This window comes from Paenibacillus sp. S33, assembly GCF_053615415.1.
The window spans coordinates 568,822-585,701 of the sequence record NZ_JBSIEZ010000001.1 but is presented as its reverse complement, the minus strand read 5'-3'; the positions used below and the strand labels follow the sequence as shown (position 1 = coordinate 585,701).

Below are 16,880 nucleotides of genomic sequence, written 5' to 3'. Positions count from 1 at the left end.
AATTAAGATGATGAGTATTGCAGTACAAACACGACATTAAAAGCAACATTTACAATTTTAAAAATGGGATACAAGGGTGGAGCTTACATGAAATATTGCTATGAATGCGGAACAAAATTGATGGTGAAGGAGTGTGAAGGCGGAGGCCCTATCCCCTTTTGTCATACATGCCAGGTCTTTCGTTTCCCGATATTCAGCACTGCGATCAGTACCGCTGTATTGAATAGTCAGAGAGATAAAGTGCTGCTCATACAGCAGTACAATATTCAAGACTTCATTTTATTGGCAGGTTATGTGAACAAGGGGGAATCCGCCGAGCAGACATTGGTGCGTGAAGTTAAGGAAGAAGTAGGATTACAAGTCGATGAGTATCAATATATGCGCAGCGAGTATTTTGAACGAAGCAATACACTGATGCTGAATTTTGTGTCCATTGTGAATGACGATCAGTTGGATGTTCTTAGTACGGAGGTAGATCAAGCACGTTGGTTTACACTGGAGGAAGCCAAGCAAGCTATTTTGAAAAACAGCTTAGCTGAATCCTTCTTGCTGACCATTATTGAAAAGATTGAGGCAGGATTGATTTGAAGTGATATAAGCGTGGCGATGTGAAAATGATGAAAAAGATGTCTTTACAGATATTGAATTGCTAAACCGCAAGATGGCTGCTCTTTCCAAGGAACCCTCTTGCGGGTCACAGCATGTTTATACTCTTTGTCATTGCTGGAATTTCAGCGACTCCCCTCACATCCCTACATTTCTACTAAACGTCCATTCTCTTTCCAGGATTGCAGTATTTTCTCAAGTACCCACTGGTTTTTGTAGCCGTCCTCGAATAAGGGAGCACGATCCACAGACTTTCCCCTTGCCAGCTCAACAAAATCTTCATAGGCCGTATGATTATAGATTGCAGGGACAGCCCAACTCTCGTATTCGGCACCCGGGTGTTCCAGGTCACGCAGCACAATGCGGATACTTTCCGGGTTATTGAGGCTGGCGTGCAGCGTACCAAGTTCTCCATAGATATCGACTTCGATATCGTGCCGTATGCCGATGGCATTTTTATGAGTGATAAAGGTTCCCACGGTATTGTCGCCTACGATGCCATGAAAGGCAGCGAGATCTTCCACATCCACTTTTACAGGCAGTCCCGTGATCGGATCGAACCGCTCGGGTGTAATGGTATGTAGCAGCGCTGCGACACTTTTAAATTCACCCACCAGAAAACGGGCCAGATCAATGATATGTGAGGCTGTATCTCCCACTACCCCAGAACCAGCCTTGGCCAAATTGTGACGCCATGTATACGGATGCTGACGATACGGCGCAAATGCATCCATTAGATAACGAAATTGAATGTTATAGATTTTGCCCAGCTTTTGCTCATCCAGCAGTTGCTTGGTATATTGGAAGGCCGCGCCGTAGCGATGCTTATAGTGAACCAGCAAAGGCACCGGATTCGCTGTATATAGCTTTTTCAACTGATCCGCTTCCTCCCATGTGAGAGTCAATGGTTTTTCTGCCAGTACAGCTTTGTGTTCTTCCAGCGCAATACGAATAATGTCAAAATGCACATCATTGGGTGTCAGCGACAGAATCGCATCTACCTCTGGGTCACGGATTAATGCCTCATAATGGGCGTACCGCTTGGAAGCAGGCAGTTGCAATTGTTCTCCGATGGCTTGAAGGCGATTGGGATTCACATCACTAACGGCCACAATAGATACCCCCGAGATGCTGTGCAGTGATCTTATGTGATATTCAGCGATAAGACCCAGGCCAATGATACCCATCCGAATTTGTTTGGTTGGGGAGGTGGAGGTACTCATATGTTCAGAATTCCCTTCTCTTCTATTTGGTTTGAACTCTGTAGCAAATTCCTTTTGCTATGCAGTATCACCCGTTGCTTTATAGAATAGTCCCCACAGGAAGTGATCGTTGCAACCTTCAATTCAACAGTCTGATGCCGGCCAGTGAATGCAATGTTCCATAAAAAAAGGATCTGCAGCTCCGTTATCCGGTATTGCAGATCCTTGATATTCCTTCTCTATATCGACTACATCAAAAATGTACCTACGACAAAAGACACCCCGACGATGATCGAGCGCAGCAGCTGTGCCAGAGCCACATTGCCTTTGGCAATTTCCTCGCACACCTTGGTACGCGGCGTCACCAGATCAAAAATCACATAGACCAAACACAATACTACAATGCCTACGGCCGACCATGTCAGCATTTCGAGCCATGAATGACTGCTGTACGACACCATCCCCACGATAATACACAGACCTAGCAGCTTTGCACCCATATAGATGCCTGCCGCCTCATTGCCGCGTGCGATTTCTTGATTATCGTTATAACGTGTCAGCAAACTGAACACAAAATAACCTACGATTAAGATGGCAAATAGGATAAGCAGGCCGACACCTACATTGCCCAATGCGTTCCCCAAACTGATATAAGAGTCCAATTTTCTTCCTCCTTATGATACTTCAGGATTTTGCCAAATCCTCACTTGTGAAAATGAACAGATAAGTTCGGATATTGTACATTTTTTAATTCAGCTTATATAACATGCGGATTAGGAGGTGCGGTGGCAACGGCGGCGGCGCAATAGTAGGCCATATCACCTGTTACCTTTTCACCGATTCGCGGCAGGACACCAGCAAAACGCCCCCCAATCACGAATATACCTGTTAACACATAGCCATGAAATAATCCTTCGTCGGTCTGTACCTCTGCACTCTGCATCGGCCACAGCCGCTGATAAATCTTAGGCTGTCCCTCGTAATAAGCGGCAATATGTGCGGCTTCCTCCTGCTCAGGCGTTCGTGGAGCGTCAGCTTGGTGAAGCAGATCAGGGTTGTCAATCTCCGCAGGTTCAACCTCTCCCAAGGCGCCTTTCAGCATCTCCTCGGATTGAGGATGTTCAATCAAGTGCGTCCCTTTACCCTCCCGTCCCCATATACCTTTTGCCACATAAGGCTCTTTATTTTGCATAAACACCGAGGGCTCAAAATACGTAGGCAGCAGGTAGGTTCGTATTACATCCAGCTCGCGATCGTCAAACAAACGAAAGCCACAGAACTCTGGTGTTTGCTCATTTCGCTCATACAGTGACCACACGGTTGCGGTGAACCCTTTGCTCTGGGTAATGATATGCTGCGGCGGGTTGATTAATCCTATTTTCCCGTCTGCCACCATATCCATTAGCGCCTGCCCCACCTCAAGCCCCGTATTCTCTTCCCGGTCATCAATTAGATATTCCAGCGGATACAGGCGATAGAGAATGTGGATCTGCTCTCCCCGGTGATACAATCCTTCATTCGGGATAATCTCCAGTTCTTCCAAAGGAGCATAAACGACTTCGAATCCGGCTTGTTCACATAAATGCATAATATATTTGGTGTTGGTCTGATCCTCGATGTGCCAGTCATAGCAAGCAAAATACACCTTTGTCCCTAATCCCTTGCGACTATAAAAATGAATGAGCTCCGTCAAGGCAGACTGAATCGCCTCGTCCATTCCAGATGAGGGTCCATGTAGTTCATTGTCATCCTCCGACATTCCATCCCTACTCAGCACCTCCAGCAGCTTTCCTTCGAGATAAGCCACCTCGGGAATCCCGGTTGGGGTATCGGTGTTATTCTCAATGCACTTGATACCCGCTTCCCCCACAATCCAGTCCTGGCGGGTTATCCCATCCGGCTCGGCCTCCATACGTGCAGCACGCAGCAAGCCCGGATGAATCCCCAACCGTTCCACCAGGTATTCATCCGGCATATAGCGCTGAACGAATTGCTGAACCTTGCGATAAATACGATGTACCGCCTCAGAAGCAACCTGAAGCTCTGCCAGCTCGCTTTCCCGATATACCGTTAAGGCCGGCACACAATAGGATTTGCCATACATGCGGTGATACGGGATGGTACGGCTGATTTCACCCTTAAAAAGCTCATCATGTTCATAAGGCAATTGCCGAATCGTACGCATGCTCATCTTAACCCCCAGAGAAAAAGCCGCTGCGTGAGCCGCTGCTGCCAAAACCGCTGTGTGAGCTGGAAGATGAGGATGAGCTTTTGCGGTATGAGCTGGAAGATGAACGACTGCTATGGTATGAGGAGCCTCCACTATAATAAGTCGATCCGCCATAGTAATACCCGCTGCTGCCTGAATCCCGACACGCCGTTTGTTCCGATACAGGAAGCTCATCGCAGTCATAATACTCGTCGTCACCGCACCCCGTCAGAGCAGCTGGGACAGCCAACATCAGGGCAAAGGCCGCCATCCGTGTACGAGAGCCGGGCTTGGATTTCATCTTTTCCCAAGAATGCTCCATCACAGATCGACCTCCTTCACAAACAGATGTACCTTTTTCAGCTGAGGGTCCAGTACCGAATATATAAATTCATATGTTTTGCCACCCAGTACTGTATAGTGATCTAATAGCCGTTGGGCCAACTCCAAAGTAAATACCGAACCTTCCCGCTGATCCATACTACGGAATGCAGGTTCATGCCATATCCAGTACATTGCACTGTATGTGGAAGTGTAACCTCCCTCACTGGCAAGCACGAGGTCTGTGATGGATGCACCGTAAGGCTTTGCACGTTCCCCTGTAAATTCAGTCACATAGACGGAATGATCCGTATGTTCCTCACTTTCATTCGATATATGCGACCATAGTTTGTCATGGAGACGCGTAGCGTCTACAAGCTTGCGTAGAAACAACTCATCTCCCGATACGGATTCCCGTGTCAGGCTGCGCAGTTCCTTTTGAGTGTCTTCCGACCATTCGCGATACGTTAATGAATAATAAATGATGATTCCCTTCCCTTCCTGTACGCTTCTGTCATGAGGTTTGCAACAAATCAAAGCGCTTATGTCGTCGCTCACTATACGAGATTCTACCTTGAAAAGGTTCAATTTGGAAGAAAAACACGACAAAAAGCCGCAATCTCAAGGATTACGGCTTGGTTTTCACTGCTACAGCTTGATATTGTTCTCGTCGAAATATTCCTCCAGCGTCATCCCCTGCTTGGCTACATCCTCCGCAATGTCTATTCCCACATAACGGATATGCCAAGGCTCGTACACATAGCCGGTCACATCTTCCTTACCCTTCATATAACGAATAATAAATCCGTATTCCGGTGCATGTTTTTCCAGCCATTCGCCTTCCTTGGAAGCTCCGAAGGACTGCTCCAGCACATTACCCACGCTTGGACTGGATACATCAATGGACAAACCTGTCTGATGCTCACTCGTACCCGGTACAGCGCTAACTTTAGAGGCATATTCCTGTCCCTTTGTCTTTACATTGTTGTTGAAAATAGATACCTGACGCTTATAGGAACGGTATCCCGATACCGCACGCAGCTCAATACCGTCTTTTTCCGCACCGTCGAACAGCTTCTCCAGTGCCTCTGCCGCTTCCTTACGCAAATGCCGTTTTTCATGCGTTCCCTCGAAGGAAAAAGGCACCTGCGGCTCCACCAGGTCATCGGGGACATAGCCTACAGGCAAGCTACGCTTTTTGTTCACAACGACTGTATCAGAAGTCGCATTGGTGACAATCGCAGTTCCATCCTCTTCCTTAACCGTGGCTTGCAGCGCACTCTGGCTTCGCAACGCCATCACAGGGTCGGCCTGTCCACTTCCTGTACCCGCAGAGGCTTGTCCAGCGCTAGTGCTGCCATTGCCCGCATCCGGCTGGTCGGAAGGCTGTACATTCTCCTGTACCGCTGTAGATGACTTCAACGGCTCGCTTTCCTGTCCACCTGATCCTCCCTGCTGGCAGGCTGCCAGTAATAGCCCTGGCAGGATCAGCCCCGGAATGAGCGCTTTGGTCCAGCGCTTAGATGCTCGCGTCTGTTGTATATGTCGTTTCATGCTGGTATCTCCTCCAATATTGCATTTGATGCATGACTTGCTGTGACTTTTCCGTTTCCCCATTGTAACTGAACTTTTGGCACTCTTCGAAGCCATTATCCCGTTCGATGAAGGCGAATAGACTCGAAAAGGGAAGTATATACCCGAATTGTTACGGAGTATGACGTTTTTGCGGGATTGCAGCTCGGGCCCGCTCAGCTACCCGTTCACGTATGAGTTTTAATGCCTCTGCCGCACGGGGTAAACCCGGCAGCAAAGCTGTAATATCCGCTTCCTTCTTAGGAGCAAGCTTCTGCGGCAGACGAATCTCAATTGCATGAAAGCCCGCACCCGGACGATGCAATGCTCCTTCTGCGGCAGACTCCGCAATCCATTCGCTAATCGCTGCCGATCCGCTGCGTCCGCCCTCTGGCCGCGAGGTAGACTCAAGCGCAGGGGATGTCCCCTGCACATGGGATAACTCCCCGGCCCAAGCACTGAATACATACTCCAGTAGCTCTTCCCGTGTCATTCCGATCAGTTCTAGACAGGTCTGCGGCTCGCTTTCCAGACCGATTTGAAGAGCTTTCTTCACCTTGTCGACTACACCCACGCCATCCTCCGTGCTAGAAGTGGCTGTCTCAGCTGCTAGCTGAACGATCTCATCCAGCGATAGACAGTTTTTCCCTTGCAAAAAACGGTAGATGTCCAAAGGATCTGCTTTTAGCTGCTCCAGCCATGCTTTTCGCTGTTCGGGGTTCAGTACAGGCGCTGGGCCAGTCCATTTGACAGCATGTGTGGAAGGTACACCCGTTGATTCGCCTTCCAACCCATGTCCGTCTAATTCCGCTATCCATTGACCGTCAGTTACTTTTAGCTTCACTCGCGGCCTCGTCATCGCCTTCATCCTTTCTCTGCTCACTCAATCCATACATCATTTTGCAACGCAATCAGACCGCGCAATTCATCATCAGACATTTCGGTGAGCCAATGTTCACCAGAGCCGACAACCTGCTCGGAAAGTGCCTTTTTGCTCTCGATCAGCTCGTCGATCCGCTCCTCCAGTGTACCTTGGCAAATCAGCTTGTGCACTTGTACATTGCGGCTTTGACCAATACGGAATACACGGTCCGTCGCCTGATTTTCCACTGCTGGATTCCACCAGCGGTCATAGTGAATGACATGGCTGGCACGTGTCAGGTTCAGACCCACGCCACCTGCACGCAGGGAAAGTACGAATATATTCGGGCCTTCTCCCTGCTGGAAGTTGTGAACAATTTCATCTCGTCTGGTTTTCGCCAGTCCTCCATGTAGAAAATACGGCTCTTCCCCGAAGATTTTGGCCAAACGAGAGACCAGCAATTCTCCCATCGACACATATTGGGTGAATATCAGCGCCGATTCGCCGTTCTCGCGAATCGTCTCTACCAATTCCAGCAGTCGCTCCATTTTGCCCGAGTTTTCCGTTTTACCACTATCAGCCCGACCCGGAATGATCAGACCCGGATGGTCACAAATCTGCTTCAACTTGGTCAGTGAAGACAGAACAAGCCCTTTGCGAGCCATACCGATCTGCCCATCCAGTGTTCCCAATAATTGATCCACCACGCCCCGATACAATCCGGCCTGCTCTGGTGTCAGTACACAGTAGGACTTCAACTCCAGCTTCTCTGGCAAATCCTTGCGTATATCTGGGTCGCTTTTGAGTCGACGCAGCATGAACGGGGAGACGAGCCGATGAAGCTCGCGCAACGCGGACCCCCGCTCTTCTCCCGCCAGACTGTAACGCTGGCGGAACGAAGACGCCGTACCGAGGTAACCTGGATTCAGAAATTGAAAAATAGACCACAGCTCGCTCAGCCGATTTTCTACCGGAGTACCTGTCATGGCAATCCGGTGTGGAGCAGACAGCTTCATGACGCTTTGTGCTTGCTTTGTTCGTGCATTTTTTATATATTGCGCCTCATCCAACACGATGGAGGACCAGTATACCGCAGATAAATCGCTGCCGTCCCGGCCCGCCAAATGATAGGTAGTGAGGACGATATCATACTCACGTACACTTTCCTGAAACAGCTCACCGTGGAGTCGCTGGTTGCCATGGTGAATATACAGCGACAAATCCGGTGAAAAACGCTTCAACTCGCGCTGCCAGTTGCCGAGCAAGGACGTCGGACAGATGATCAACGCCGGACGTTGATCATCTGCGCCGATGCCACCGTCGAGCAGGCAGGTGATGACCTGAATCGTTTTACCAAGCCCCATGTCGTCCGCAAGACAGACGCCAAAGCCCAATCCGCGCATCGCAGCCAGCCATTGAAAGCCGCGCTCTTGATAGGGCCGTAATGCGCCGTGCAGTGTCTCCGGCACAGGCCGCAGCTCTACCGAACGGAGTACGCCACCCTCAGCCAAAGACGCAAGCAATCCGGCGGATTCCGCGCCAAAGATGGACAAGCCTTTCCATGAGGCCTCGCCTGCACTTTCATTTTCTGCAGCCAGATGCATCCATTCGGACAAGCTCATCTCACCGTTTTCCCCGCGCTTGATAAAGCGCAGCACCTGACGGATTTCCTTGGGATCGACCTCGATCCATTCCCCTCCGAGACGTACATACGGCAAATTGGCCGCGACGATGCTTTCCAGTTCCTCCATCGTCAAAGTCGTATCACCCAGCACCGCCTCGGCATCAAACGAAATCATGCGGTTAATGCCGACAGACGATGTATCGGCAATCACACCATCTGGCTTGGCACCCTGCTCTGTCGAACGCATTTTGAGCCGCAAGCCTGCACGTCTTCGGCCCTCCCGGCTCCAGCGTGAAGGCATTTGCACGGTGATACCGTTCTTTTGTAATGCAGGAACGGCTTCCGTCAGGAAGCGGAAGAACAACTCTGGCTCCAGTGTCAGCCCCTCGGGATAAGGACGATTCAACGCTTCTTGCAATATAGGTGCCGCTTCAGCCGCCTGTCCGAGCCTCATTAGCAGTTGCGCCTGCACTTGACGATATACAATTTCGCCTCGAACCAGATCACGTTCAGGATGCGCCCACAGTGCCAGAGCAGGCAGTCGCAACCCTGGCTCAGCATCGCTTTCTGCCCAAAAGGTAATGCGCCAATCCTTGACACTCTCTTCCAGGGAAGGCTCCAAACGAAGGCACAACCGCAGTTGCCCTTCTATCGGCTCCTTGTCTTCCCGTTCCGTGACAGGCATTGCGCTTCCCTCAAGAGAGGACGCTTGAAGCACCAGCTCCTCCATCTCCGCTGGCGTTCCCTGAATCGCCACCGGGCGGGAACCTGTCAGCAGACTGTTCCACCACAGCTCTGCCAGCGGCGATCCTCCGCGCCGATACTCTGCGCGATATCGACCCAGCTCACGGTCTGATGTTGCCAGCACCGCGGTCGTTTCCGCATGGATGACCGCACACAAGAAGGAGTACAGTACGATTCCAGCTGCATCCTCGCGTGTTTCAGGCTCCTTACCCGCAAAAACGGCCGGAGCTGCCATACAAACAGCTGGCATCGCAGCAGCCAGCTCATGAAAGCGGCGTATGTCCTCCTCTTGACACAGTCGAGGAATCCACACCCCGACAGCCGCTTCCGGACCACGACGACGCGGTCCCGATGGACGCGCCTCTGTAAGCGATGGCGCAATTTCGCCCCGCTGCATCAGCTCTAGCGCAAAATAAGCGGCTTTTTGCCAATATTGCATTTCCTCGCCCAGCGTAATGCCCGATGCCGCACAGCCCTTCTCGTCCATGCGGGTCAGCAGTGCCATCGTCTCGCGCGGTTCCAGCGCCAAACCCTCCAATGTACGCCCCAACATGGAACGTCTTTTGCCACCTCTGCCCGCGGTTTCCACACGAGCAGTGTTCGGTATCCGTACCTCAGCAAGACGCAACGCAGCCTGCCGAAACGGCCGAAGGTCTCCCTTTAGCGTCAGCCTGCGGATTACACTGCTCCACGCATCAATACGTGGTTCCGACGTCTCACCAGAAAAGCAAAAAAACACATCTCCGAGCCATATTCCATAAAGCGGTTGATTCATATCTGTCTCCCGTCCAGCCTTTTGAATTATTACTCTTCATCATATACGAAAACGGGCTCTTTTCAAAACTTTATCACAAAAATAAATGGAAAGTCATAAGTTAATAACCTTAAATATTCATGTGATTAACTATACATAAGAGAATCAATTTACAGGATTAATTGTCTTTTTCTTCATCATCTGCTTTTGCATCCTTCAGATAAGGATGCAGGCTGTCTTGCAGCAATTCCTTGACCCTCATCCGTAGCTCTTTCGGATATATGACCTCGGCCTCTGGCCCGTATTTTAGCAAAAGTCGGGACACATATCTAAACTCTTCGACCGGAATATATCCGTACCATTCCTGACCCTGCCCTTCTTGATGGGAAACATTTTGGAAGAGGGCATCTGATCCAGCCAGCCTGGCACCCAATGCGGTAAATTTTATTTTGGACGGAATTCCTATACGGGAATCCTCCGAAGCCAACCATTCCTGAAGTGAGGGAAGGCTGTCCAAGGTTTCGTCCAGCATCGTTATTGTAATCACCCGATCTGAACGGTACAGAATGATGCGGTCTCTGCTATGCGCTGGCATGTACCAATATCCGTGATCAAAATACAGTCCAATCGGATATACTTCAGTCCACTTTTCACCGGAAGCGGAGCGGTAATGCATGTTCACCCGGCGCTTATTCAACGCAGCCTCCAAAATGATTGAGGTGTAGGGTGACTCTGCGTGAGTGGGTAGCATACGAAAAGAAATGTACTCCTTTAATTGATCAATACTGTCCTGCACATCCTGTGGAAGCTCGGCATAATAGTGCTCGGATAAATGTCCACGAACCGAGCCAAAAGGGATATCTGGAATGTTCTCCAACAGTTGCAGCATGAGGAAAAGACCCAGAGCCTCGTCGCGAGCAAGATGAAGGGGAGGAAGAAGCCGATTGGGGAGTGCCCGATACCCGCCATGAGGACCCATTTCGGTATAAAGGGGTAACCCGGTCTGCTGCAAATAGCCGAGATCTCTTTGTATTGTCCTGACAGAGACACCAAAACGTTCAGCCAGCTCACGCGCCGTATATTTTTTTCGGGAATCCAGTATCCTCATAAGAGCAATTCTGCGTTCATTCATAAGGTACCCCTCGAATCCAAAATTAATTTTAAATGACCGTTTTAACTACGACATACTATGTCATAAATACATTGTAACATTAGGAAATAGAAAGGAGTGAATGAACTATGGAAGATTTGAAATCAAACGCAGTTGTGCTGTATATTGCCATGAGTCTCGACGGGTATATAGCTTTGCCGGACGGTTCGGTGGACTGGCTGTATGATGTTAAAGGGGATGGCGGGGACAATGGATATGCCGACTTTTACGACACCGTAGGTACAGTGCTGATGGGCAGGCTGACGTATGAGGAAGTGTTGAAGCTCTCAGATGATTTCCCTTATGCTGGCAAGCCATGCTATGTGCTCACACGAGCATTAACGGAACAACAGCAAGCGCCACATGTTACATTTACGGACGAAGCTCTGACTGAACTGGTTCCACGTCTACAAGAACAATCGAAAGGTGCGGTATGGCTAGTCGGTGGAGGCCAGTTAGTTCAGGCCTTCTTACAAGCTGGACTGCTGGAGAAGGCTATCATTGCGATCATTCCCAAGGTGCTTGGACAAGGAATACCGTTATTTCCAGAAGGAACGCTACCAAGTACATTTAAGCTCAAAGAAATAGAACGCCGTGGGGATATCGCTCTGCTCCATTACCATTTATAATTTTGTTTACAGAAAAGCCTTCATATTTCAGGATCATGCAATCTCCCTGAAATATGAAGGCTTTATCGCGTGCTTTTGTTCATTATTTGGTCTTCAAATTATCCCATGTTCTCTGGAAATCCTCGAATAGCTTCCCGGCATCCGATTTACCTGCCACATAAGCTTGCATCTGACTTCCGAATTCTTGCTGTGCTCCTTCAGGATAGCGGCTAAAGAACCAGCCCAACAGTTTGTTTTCCTTACTGTATTTCACCACTTCCGCACCCAGTTGGCCCATATCAGCCTCTGCCCCTTCGATGCTCTTGAACGCTGGAATAAACTTGAATTCCTTGGTGATATACTTTTTACCCTGCTCGGATGTCACCATCCAGTTTAAGAACTCCTTCGCCTCGGGTTTGACAGTCGAATTTTTATTAACTACCCAGTTGTTAGCGACACCTACAAACAGCTTATCTCCGGCTGTTGCGTCTTCACCAATCGGCATAGGTAAAATACCCAGATTCAGCTTCGGATTAATACCGTCAATTTGGACCTGAGTCCAGTTCCCTTGCTGCATCATGGCAGCCTTTCCAGTGGCGAAGTTCGTTACCTGTGTGTTGTAATCGGTCGTGAGCGGCTTCGAATTGCCATACTTCATTGTCAGATCGAACAGCTTAACCCACTCGGCGAATACAGCGTTGCCCGGAATCTTTGCTGTTCCATCATTTAGTCCTTTGACGAAGGCCGAAGGGTCCGGCTGATTGGCAAATGCCACGTTCAGCAAATGATTGCCCAGCACCCAAAACTCCTGATATCCATTAGAAAATGGAGTTATCCCTGCGGCTTGGAGCTTTTGCGCAGCGCCCTCCAGTTCGGACAATGTTTTAGGGGTCTCCGTAATCCCCGCCTTCTTGAACAAATCCTTGTTATAAATAAAGCCGTATCCCTCCAGATTCATCGGCTGGCCATACAGTTTGCCGTCTTTGGTCATCGGTTCTTTGGCGACATCGACCACATCGCCAACCCAAGGCTGGTCAGACAGGTCCTCCAAATATTCCAGCCACGTATCCAGCTCGCGGTAACCTCCTACGTTAAAAATATCCGGCTGCTCCCCGGAGGCGAACTTCGCCTTTAACGCCGCTCCATAGTCACTGCCCCCGCCCACGGTCTGAATATCGAGCTTGATCCCTGGATGAGACGCTTCGTATTCCGCTTTCATGCGATTTAGTGCTTCTGCAATCTCTACCTTAAACTGAAAAATGTGAATTGTTTTTTCCTTCACTTCCTCTTTACCTGCGTTTTGTCCGCCACTGCTGTTACAACCTGCCAAAACCAGGGCAAAGGCCGCGAGAAGCAAGATCAGTGCTTGAGCTTTCTTTTTAAAAGTATGCGTTTTCATTTTTATGTTCCTTTCTATTCTAAATTTCAAAGTGTCCTCCGTTTGGGAGTGGCACACCGTGTACATTTTCAGCTCATCGCCACACTCAACCTTTGACCGAACCAGCCATAATACCTTGTATAATATATTTTTGCATGGCCAGAAAGAATACGATGACTGGCAAGATGCCCAGCACCAGAGCAGGCAAAGCCAAATCCCACTGCTTCGTGTATTGTCCGAAAAATGCATAGGTCGCAATCGGAATCGTGCGCAGTTCAGCCTTTTGCAATACCAGAGAAGGCAGGAGATAATCATTCCAAATCCAGAGCGTATTTAAAATAATAACAGTTACCATCATCGGTAGCATCAACGGATACACAATTCGGAAAAACACTCCGTAAGGCGTACAGCCGTCCACCGTAGCTGCCTCTTCCACCTCGACTGGCACACCTTTGACGAATCCATGAAAGAGAAAGATCGACATAGGGGCTCCGAATCCCAGATAACAGATTACCAGACCACTTATACTGTTCATTAAATCCAGTGTACTTACAACCTTGACCAAAGGAATCATCACCGATTGAAAGGGAATGACCATGGCAGCTACGAACAGGCTGAACAACACTCGATTATAACGCGTCGGACGCCGGACCATTCGGTAAGCAGCCATTGAGCTGATCAGTACGAGCAGTAGATTACTAACTACCGTAACTATAAGTGAATTCCATAAAGCTTCGGGAAAACGCGTGATGCTCCACGCTCTAGCATAGTTGCTCCATACAAAGGTTTGTGGCCAGGCCGCAGAATCGGTGAGCAGATCACCAAAGCTTTTGACCGAATTCACGAATAAAAAGTAAAACGGGACGAGGAATAACAATGCGACGAGGATCATCACCATCTCGGTCGCCCATGTTCCAAAGCGGTAGCGCTTGCTTGTTTCCATTTACGCTTCTACCTCCCGACTTTTCGTCAGTCGTACCTGAAGGCTCGTAACCAGAGCAACAATGATAAAGAAAATGAGCGCTTTAGCTGTTCCCAGCCCATAACGATTATTCACAAACGCTTCATTGTAAATATTGAGTGCAACCGACTCTGTGGACCCGAAGGGACCGCCTTTGGTCAGTGACAAATTGAGATCGAACATTTTGAATGACCATGATATCGCCAGGAAAAGACATACCGTAACGGCAGGCATGATCAAAGGAAGTATAATCGACCGCAAAATTTGCATCCGGCTTGCTCCGTCAATTTCGGCTGCTTCCAGCATATCGCGGGGCACATTGGTTAGGGAAGAGATGTAAATAACCATCAAATACCCGGCAGTTTGCCAGATAAACACGATTACAATACCCCAGAAGGCCGTGATCTCATCTCCCAACCAGGACAGGTTGAAGAAGGACAAGTTCGTGCTCTCTCCGATTGCTGCAAATCCCTTGACGAAAATAAACTGCCAGATAAAGCCCAGCAACAGACCTCCAATCACATTAGGCATAAAAAAGATGGTCCTGAGTACATTTTTTGTTTTCAGCGGTTTGGTTAGAAAATACGCCAGCAGAAAGCCAAAAATATTCGCAGCCACCACTCCTACCACCGTAAAACGGACCGTAAACCAGAACGCTGTCCCAAATTTGTCATCATTCCATAAAATGTGACTGAAATTATCCAGCCCGACCCACTTTGCCTCATTGGCTACCCCATTCCACTCTGTAAAAGAATAGTACATTCCGAGCATAAAAGGGATTACAATAATGATAACGAAAAATAACGTCGACGGCCCTACAAAAATGCATTGCTGGAGCCATTGCGACGACTTGGCGCGATTCAATCCGATCCCCCCCTTTTGTTGTCTGTTGGTGTCTGGAACGCTCCCTTACGGCTTTCTTCCAGCAGCATGATGCTTGGGCCGTACGGATATGCGATTCACATGTTCATTATGTCGAATAAGCGCTCTGGAGAACACGTAGGATCGTGAACCATTAGGGGGGAAAATATTGACCTCTGGCTCGCCTTGAATTGTGAAAGGAGCTCACTGCATGAAATTTCACAGTATTCGTTCCCGCCTGATCTGGTTTTTGCTCATTGCGGTCACTCTGCCGCTGCTGCTGTCGATGACTATGACCTTCGTTCTCACCAAGCAATCCTTGCGGGAGCAGGCCACACAAGAAAATGAACGGCTTATTTTTCAGGGAATTACGAATCTGGATAACTATTTACAGGGACTGAATCGGGCGTCCATCGGAGTCTATAATGACCCCCATTTTCTGCGTAATCTGGCCAAAATTCCGGATGATTACCGGGCCGTCGCTGAAATTTACACCACACTGCAAACGATGATGAATGCTTCGTCAGGCATTGACCAAGTGTATTTGCATTCTTTTGAGGCTGGGCAATCCACGTTGATTACCAGTACAGTCCCGCTACGGGAATTCCGACTGGAGCCCTTTACTGGTTCTATTCATTACGGCCCTACCGGACTATTCATACAGCCTTCGCACATGAAGCATTTGTACGGCTTTTCGGCGGTTTCCTATGCGGAGCACAGCACAAAGCGGCAGGTATTTACACTTCATCGGGCGATTCGGAACATTCCTGCCTCAGAGACGCTTGGGGTACTGGCTATAGATGTTGATCTGGAGCCGCTGCGCAGTATTTGCCGTCAATTGTATGATGCGGATACAGAGGAGCTGTTTTTGATCGATCGGAACGGAACAATCATATATAGCGGAAAAGAAGCAGCGATTGGAACACACTGGAAGGAATCTGACCTGCTCAATCGAATTTCTAAAGAAGGCGAGCACGGAGTGATTGAGGATGATACGGCACTGCACGTGTACGGCAAGCTGGATGCCAACCTGTCAGGCTGGACGCTCGTCAAGAAAATTCCACATCGTACGCTGTATTTACGGGCTACCCGCCTGACTCAGATTAATGCGGTCATTACAGGCGCAGCGTTGCTACTTGTCATTGTGGCCACGTTATGGATTTCGATAAAAATCACGGAACCTATTAAGCGACTGACTCGCTACATAAACCAGATTCAGTCCGGTCAACTGGATGTAGACATTCGGGCTATGAGTAACGATGAGATCGGAGTACTGTCGCGCCGTTTCAGACAGATGATGGATACCATCAATAACCTCATTTTGCGGGAATACAAGCTGGAGCTGGCTAATAAGACACATCAGTTGAAAGCGCTTCAAGCACAGATTAATCCTCATTTTTTATATAATACGCTACAATCGATTGGAACCCTGGCTCTACAGCATGAAGTGCCGAGGATTTATTCTCTGCTCTCTTCCCTTGCCAAAATGCTGCGCTATAACATGCGGGACCATACGGTCGTTACACTCAAGGAAGAAGCCGAACATGTAAAACAATATCTTGATTTACAAAAGGAACGCTTCGGTGAGCAATTAGAGGTCACTTACCAGTGGGAAGATGAGGTCCTGAATGATCGGGTGCCTAAAATGATTCTCCAACCGTTGGTGGAAAACTACTTTAAACACGGAGCCGATCCCCGGCTGGGGCCCGGTGAAGTTCGCATTACAGGCAGCCGAATCCGGGAAGGCATTGTGAAAATAACCGTGGAAAACAACGGAACTTCCATTCCACAGGCCGAATTGGAGCAGCTCCAGCATATGTTAAAACGTCCGCTGAAAGCCTACGAAGAGCCGGACACTAGCGAGCAGGATTCCATTGGCCTTCGTAATGTTCTATTGCGTATTCAGCTTCACTCGGAGGATGGTTCCAACACCCTGTGCGTAGACAACATCCTGCCTCATGGTGTCCGTTATACACTCGAAATTCGCACTGAAGCCCCTGCAGAAATTCATATTAAGGGAGAGTGATC

The 16,880-nt window shown here is 49.0% G+C and carries 15 protein-coding genes; 3 read left to right on the top strand and 12 right to left on the bottom strand.

Annotation, left to right across the window (positions count from 1 at the left end; genetic code table 11):
* Positions 1–87: 87 nt before the first annotated feature.
* Positions 88–588 (top strand): NAD(+) diphosphatase, encoded by a 501-nt coding sequence (locus ACWGXJ_RS02645; protein ID WP_452566105.1) that lies wholly within the window; start codon positions 88–90, stop codon positions 586–588.
* A gap of 164 nt (positions 589–752) precedes the next feature.
* On the opposite strand, the gene ACWGXJ_RS02640 is transcribed toward ACWGXJ_RS02645, so the two are convergent.
* The 9 genes from ACWGXJ_RS02640 to ACWGXJ_RS02600 all read right to left on the bottom strand — a co-directional run bounded on the left by ACWGXJ_RS02640 (position 753) and on the right by ACWGXJ_RS02600 (position 11,026).
* Complete coding sequence (locus ACWGXJ_RS02640; protein ID WP_069290987.1) at positions 753–1,829, bottom strand: Gfo/Idh/MocA family protein; 1,077 nt, start codon at positions 1,827–1,829, stop codon at positions 753–755.
* 227 nt (positions 1,830–2,056) lie between these two features.
* Positions 2,057–2,470, bottom strand: coding sequence for a DUF350 domain-containing protein (locus ACWGXJ_RS02635; protein ID WP_069290986.1), 414 nt, complete (start codon positions 2,468–2,470; stop codon positions 2,057–2,059).
* Between the two features lie 95 nt (positions 2,471–2,565).
* On the bottom strand, positions 2,566–3,999 hold the full coding sequence (locus ACWGXJ_RS02630) for a glutathionylspermidine synthase family protein (protein WP_452566104.1): 1,434 nt from the start codon (positions 3,997–3,999) through the stop codon (positions 2,566–2,568).
* Position 4,000: 1 nt separating this feature from the next.
* Complete coding sequence (locus ACWGXJ_RS02625) at positions 4,001–4,339, bottom strand: hypothetical protein (protein WP_023986799.1); 339 nt, start codon at positions 4,337–4,339, stop codon at positions 4,001–4,003.
* On the bottom strand, positions 4,339–4,896 hold the full coding sequence (locus ACWGXJ_RS02620; RefSeq protein ID WP_231109444.1) for a hypothetical protein: 558 nt from the start codon (positions 4,894–4,896) through the stop codon (positions 4,339–4,341). Before ACWGXJ_RS02620 ends, ACWGXJ_RS02625 begins: the two co-directional genes overlap by 1 nt.
* A 90-nt stretch (positions 4,897–4,986) precedes the next feature.
* Positions 4,987–5,892: a M15 family metallopeptidase gene (locus tag ACWGXJ_RS02615; protein WP_452566103.1), complete on the bottom strand. Its 906-nt coding sequence runs from the start codon at positions 5,890–5,892 to the stop codon at positions 4,987–4,989.
* 151 nt (positions 5,893–6,043) lie between these two features.
* Positions 6,044–6,769 carry a phosphoribosylglycinamide synthetase gene (locus tag ACWGXJ_RS02610; RefSeq protein ID WP_452566102.1) on the bottom strand — a complete coding sequence of 242 codons (726 nt, stop codon included), beginning with the start codon at positions 6,767–6,769 and terminating at the stop codon, positions 6,044–6,046.
* Between the two features lie 20 nt (positions 6,770–6,789).
* On the bottom strand, positions 6,790–9,915 hold the full coding sequence (locus tag ACWGXJ_RS02605) for a DEAD/DEAH box helicase (RefSeq protein ID WP_452566101.1): 3,126 nt from the start codon (positions 9,913–9,915) through the stop codon (positions 6,790–6,792).
* A 157-nt stretch (positions 9,916–10,072) separates the two neighbouring features.
* Positions 10,073–11,026 (bottom strand): helix-turn-helix transcriptional regulator, encoded by a 954-nt coding sequence (locus ACWGXJ_RS02600; protein WP_452566100.1) that lies wholly within the window; start codon positions 11,024–11,026, stop codon positions 10,073–10,075.
* Between the two features lie 107 nt (positions 11,027–11,133).
* Between ACWGXJ_RS02600 and ACWGXJ_RS02595 the strand changes: the two genes are divergently transcribed.
* Positions 11,134–11,673 carry a dihydrofolate reductase family protein gene (locus ACWGXJ_RS02595; RefSeq protein ID WP_446675052.1) on the top strand — a complete coding sequence of 180 codons (540 nt, stop codon included), beginning with the start codon at positions 11,134–11,136 and terminating at the stop codon, positions 11,671–11,673.
* 82 nt (positions 11,674–11,755) lie between these two features.
* On the opposite strand, the gene ACWGXJ_RS02590 is transcribed toward ACWGXJ_RS02595, so the two are convergent.
* The 3 genes from ACWGXJ_RS02590 to ACWGXJ_RS02580 form a co-directional block, all read right to left on the bottom strand.
* Positions 11,756–13,051, bottom strand: a complete 1,296-nt coding sequence (locus ACWGXJ_RS02590; protein ID WP_023986792.1) for an ABC transporter substrate-binding protein — start codon at positions 13,049–13,051, stop codon at positions 11,756–11,758.
* A gap of 85 nt (positions 13,052–13,136) precedes the next feature.
* Positions 13,137–13,973 carry a carbohydrate ABC transporter permease gene (locus tag ACWGXJ_RS02585; protein WP_061829999.1) on the bottom strand — a complete coding sequence of 279 codons (837 nt, stop codon included), beginning with the start codon at positions 13,971–13,973 and terminating at the stop codon, positions 13,137–13,139.
* Positions 13,974–14,855 carry a carbohydrate ABC transporter permease gene (locus tag ACWGXJ_RS02580; RefSeq protein WP_025721893.1) on the bottom strand — a complete coding sequence of 294 codons (882 nt, stop codon included), beginning with the start codon at positions 14,853–14,855 and terminating at the stop codon, positions 13,974–13,976.
* 208 nt (positions 14,856–15,063) lie between these two features.
* On the opposite strand from ACWGXJ_RS02580, the gene ACWGXJ_RS02575 reads away from it, so the two are divergent.
* Positions 15,064–16,878 carry a sensor histidine kinase gene (locus ACWGXJ_RS02575; protein ID WP_452566099.1) on the top strand — a complete coding sequence of 605 codons (1,815 nt, stop codon included), beginning with the start codon at positions 15,064–15,066 and terminating at the stop codon, positions 16,876–16,878.
* Positions 16,879–16,880 lie beyond the last annotated feature (2 nt).

What these genes read in the sequence shown, in the direction of transcription:
- ACWGXJ_RS02605 (WP_452566101.1), bottom strand. Translation starts at nt 9,915, where the DNA reads ATGAATCAACCGCTTTATGGAATATGGCTCGGAGATGTGTTTTTTTGC.
- ACWGXJ_RS02630 (WP_452566104.1), bottom strand. Translation starts at nt 3,999, where the DNA reads ATGAGCATGCGTACGATTCGGCAATTGCCTTATGAACATGATGAGCTT.
- ACWGXJ_RS02640 (WP_069290987.1), bottom strand. Translation starts at nt 1,829, where the DNA reads ATGAGTACCTCCACCTCCCCAACCAAACAAATTCGGATGGGTATCATT.
- ACWGXJ_RS02615 (WP_452566103.1), bottom strand. Translation starts at nt 5,892, where the DNA reads ATGAAACGACATATACAACAGACGCGAGCATCTAAGCGCTGGACCAAA.
- ACWGXJ_RS02625 (WP_023986799.1), bottom strand. Translation starts at nt 4,339, where the DNA reads ATGGAGCATTCTTGGGAAAAGATGAAATCCAAGCCCGGCTCTCGTACA.
- ACWGXJ_RS02590 (WP_023986792.1), bottom strand. Translation starts at nt 13,051, where the DNA reads ATGAAAACGCATACTTTTAAAAAGAAAGCTCAAGCACTGATCTTGCTT.
- ACWGXJ_RS02585 (WP_061829999.1), bottom strand. Translation starts at nt 13,973, where the DNA reads ATGGAAACAAGCAAGCGCTACCGCTTTGGAACATGGGCGACCGAGATG.
- ACWGXJ_RS02645 (WP_452566105.1), top strand. Translation starts at nt 88, where the DNA reads ATGAAATATTGCTATGAATGCGGAACAAAATTGATGGTGAAGGAGTGT.
- ACWGXJ_RS02575 (WP_452566099.1), top strand. Translation starts at nt 15,064, where the DNA reads ATGAAATTTCACAGTATTCGTTCCCGCCTGATCTGGTTTTTGCTCATT.
- ACWGXJ_RS02610 (WP_452566102.1), bottom strand. Translation starts at nt 6,769, where the DNA reads ATGACGAGGCCGCGAGTGAAGCTAAAAGTAACTGACGGTCAATGGATA.
- ACWGXJ_RS02600 (WP_452566100.1), bottom strand. Translation starts at nt 11,026, where the DNA reads ATGAATGAACGCAGAATTGCTCTTATGAGGATACTGGATTCCCGAAAA.
- ACWGXJ_RS02595 (WP_446675052.1), top strand. Translation starts at nt 11,134, where the DNA reads ATGGAAGATTTGAAATCAAACGCAGTTGTGCTGTATATTGCCATGAGT.